General features: G+C 76.4%; 2 protein-coding genes. Both read right to left on the reverse strand.

The window, feature by feature from the left end:
• Nucleotides 1-2,211: beta-ketoacyl synthase N-terminal-like domain-containing protein (locus ACTWQJ_RS48575; protein WP_443312764.1), on the reverse strand; the 2,211-nt coding region annotated here is incomplete at its 3' end.
• 65 nt (nucleotides 2,212-2,276) lie between these two features.
• The coding region (locus ACTWQJ_RS48580) for a phosphopantetheine-binding protein (protein ID WP_443312765.1) at nucleotides 2,277-3,536 on the reverse strand (1,260 nt) is incomplete at its 5' end.

Raw genomic sequence — 3,536 nt, forward strand, 5'->3', positions numbered from 1 at the left:
GATCCAGTAGCGCTTGCGGGCGAAGGGGTACGTCGGCAGCTCGGTCCGGCGGGCCGCGGCGGGGGTGACCCGGGACCAGTCGACGTCGGCGCCGGCCAGCCAGTGCTCGGCCACCGCCACCAGGTCCCGCCGGGCCAGGGCCGTCTCCAGGGCGTCGGCCTCGGGGCCGGCGAGGACGACCCGTGCCCGGGTGGCCCGGCCGGTGCCGATCCGGGCGTCGGCCGTGCCCTTGGCGTACGCCTCCAGCAGCGCGGCCGCCTCGGCCACCGAGCCGACGGCCAGGGCCGGTCGGAACTCGTGGGCGGTACGGCCGGACTGGAGAGTGTGGGCGATGTCGGCGAGGCGGAGGGGGCCTTCGGCCGGGCGGGTGGCTCCCTGAACACCGGCGCCGGCCTGTGTGCCGGCGGCGCCCGACGCATCCAGGGCTCCCGAAGCGTCCGAGGCGTTGTCGGCCGACCCGTCGGCGCCTGCGGTCCCGGCGATCGCCTGCGCCATCGCGCCCAGCGTCCGTGCCGTGGTCACCGCCGCCGGCAGGGCGCCGTCCAGCTCCGCCGTCAGCGATGCCTCGAAGCGGGCGCGTTCGGGGACGCCGAAGCCGCAGTCGGCGAGGTCGGTGCCGAGGTCGAGGTACTCGGGGGCCACGCCGACGGTTTCGGCGGCCAGGCGCAGGCACAGCCGCTGGGCGTCGCCCAGGGCGTCCCGGCCGGCGCCCGCCGGATCCGCACCCGTGGCGCCGCGCAGGAACGCGGCGAGGTCGTCGGCGTACGCGCGCAGCCGGTCCTCGCTCTTGGCGGACAGGACGAGGAGCTGGTCGGTGTCCGGGGCGACGGGCTCGGCCGGTGGTGTGCGGTACTCCTCCACGACCAGGCAGGCGTTGGCGCCGCCCCCGCCGAAGGAGCTGACGACCGCGCGCAGCGGCAGGTCGCCGTCGTCCCCCGCGGGCACCCAGGGCTGGAGGGTCTGCTGCACCTCGAAGGGCGTGGTGGTGAAGTCGATGCCGGGGTTGCGCCGGGCGGAGTTCAGCGAGGGCACCAGCGTGCGGTGGCGCAGCTGGAACAGCACCTTGGTCAGGCCCGCGACACCGGCCGCCGACTCCAGGTGGCCGATGTTGGACTTCACCGAGCCGACGGCGACCGTCGGCCGCTCGGCCCGCTCCGCCGCGTCGATGCGCCCGCCGAAGGCCTCCACGAGCCCGGCGATCTCGATGGGGTCGCCGAGCGGGGTGCCGGTGCCATGGGCCTCCACGTAGCCGACGGTGGCCGGGTCGGCCTGGGCGCGGTGCAGGGCGGCGCGGATCACCTCGGCCTGCGCGGCCGCGCTCGGCACGGTGTAACCGCCGGTCTTGCCGCCCGCGTTGATGGCGGAGCCGCGGATCACGCCGAGGATGCGGTCACCGTCGGCGATCGCGTCCTTCAGGGGCCGCAGCAGTACGGCGCCCACGCCCTCGCCGTCGACGAACCCGTCGGCGTCCGCACCGAAGCTCCTGAGCCGGTCACCGCGCGAGATCATCCCGCGGTCGGCCAGCATGCGCAGGTGCATGGGGTGCAGGATCAGGTTGACGCCGCCGGCGATCGCGGTGTGGCACTCCCCCGACCTGATGCTCTCGCAGGCCAGGTGGATCGCGGTGAGCGAGGCCGAGCAGGCGGTGTCGACGGCGAGGCTCGGGCCGGTGAAGTCGAAGGTGTACGAGACCCGGTTGGCGATCGACCAGTGGTTGGAGTGCGCGTCGGTGCGGACGCCGAGGGCGGTGGCCTCGCCGCCCATCCACTCGTAGTTGTTGTTCATGACGCCGGCGAAGACGCCGACCGGGCCTCGGGCGGCCAGCTCGGCGGCCGGGTGGCCGGCGTCGTCCAGGACGGCTGCGGCGGTCTGCAGGAACAGCCGCTCCTGCGGGTCCATCGCCTCGGCGTCGGCCGGCGATATCTGGAAGAAGAGCGGGTCGAACTTGTCGACGTCGTCGATGAATCCGGCCCACTTGCTGTAGCTGCCGCGCACCCCTGCCGGGTCGTGGTGGGCGTCGGCGTCCCAGCGGTCGGCGGGCACCTCACGGATGCAGTGCCGGCCCGCGGCCAGGTTGTCCCACAGCTCGGCGGGCGTCTCGGCCAGCGGGTAGCGGCCGGCGACGCCTACGATCGCCACGCCGTCGCTCGCCGGGGCCGGGGCGGAGGCCCGGGCCAGCAGGCTCAGCAGCAGCTTTCGCTTGTCGTCCACAGTTGCTCTCTCTCACAGGTCTTCGGTCGGCCACCGTGGGCCGGGGCGTCGCCGCCGGGAGGGGGTCAGGCCTGGCCGGTGTGGCGGGCGGCCGCGCGCTGGGCTCGCCGGGAGGTGCGCGGCGCCGGGGCGGTGCCGTCGCCGCCCGGGGCCGTGCCGGGGGCGAGGCCCATCAGCTCGGCGAGGTTGTCCACGAAGGACCGGATGGTGGGGAACTCGACGAAGGAGGCGGCCGGGACCTCGAAGCCCAGTTCCTCGCCGAGCTTGGCGACGACCTCGATGAGCACCAGGGAGTCCAGGCCGAGGTCGAAGAGGTTGGTGTCGAGGGCGGCGAGGTGCCGGCCGCCGAGGACCTTGCCGATCGCCTCGGTGAGGTAGTCCCGGATCAGTTCGACGTTGTGCTGCGGGTCGGCCGGGTCGAAGCGGGCGATCAGCCGGTCCCCGGCCGGTGCCGCCTCGGTCCGGGCGCCGTGGTCGCCGGGCTCCACCCAGTGTCGCCGTCGCTCGAAGCGGTGGGTGGGCAGGGGCACCCGGCGGATGTCCCGGCCGGTGTGCACGGCCGCGAAGTCGAGGTCGGCGCCGAGCACCCACTGGTCGGCGGCGAGGGTGAGCAGGTGGGTGAGGCCGCCGGGCCCGCCGTCCGGTGGGGTGAGGCGGACCGCGTGCCGGCCGGTGCCGTCGAGCAGCGCGTCCAGGGAAGCCGTCGCGTCGGCCGGGCCGGTCCAGACGGCGGGGTCGCGGCCCTCGTCCTCGGTCATCCAGCGGCCGGTGCGCGGCGATACGACGGGCAGCCGGGGCGGCGCGACGCGGTAGGGAGCGGTGCCGCGGGCCAGGGCGAGGGCGTCGGCGAGCCGGAGGGACTCGGCGAGGGCTGCGGCCGTGGCGAGGCCGGTGCCGGTGGCGGCGAGGCCGGCCGGTGCGACGCCCCAGGCGGTGAGGGCGGTGGCGAGGGCGTACTCGTGGCAGCAGGCGGCGACCGCGCCGTCCTCGGCGAGGAGGGCCTCGGCCTCGCCGGGGCGCCCGAGGGCGGCGGCGCAGGCGTCGGCGGCGTCCCGGTAGGCGGGCACCGACGCGTACAGCTCGGCCGCGTCGGCCGGGTCGGCGCCGGTGCCGGTCAGGACGAGGACGGGGGCGCTCGGCTCGCGTCCGGTCACGCCACGGCGGATGCGCTCCTCGTCGCCGAGGGCGAGCGCCATGGCCGCGGAGCGGGTGCTGCCGGCGACCAGGGCCAGCCGGTGGGTGTGGGCGCGGCGGCCGAGGCCGAGGGTCTGGGCGACGGCGGCCGGGTCTAGGCCGGGGTGGGCCCGCAGATGGCGGTCCAGGGC

The sequence above is a fragment of the Streptomyces sp. KR55 genome (genome assembly GCF_052245645.1).
In the GTDB taxonomy this organism is placed as follows: Bacteria; Actinomycetota; Actinomycetes; order Streptomycetales; family Streptomycetaceae; genus Streptomyces; species Streptomyces flavusporus.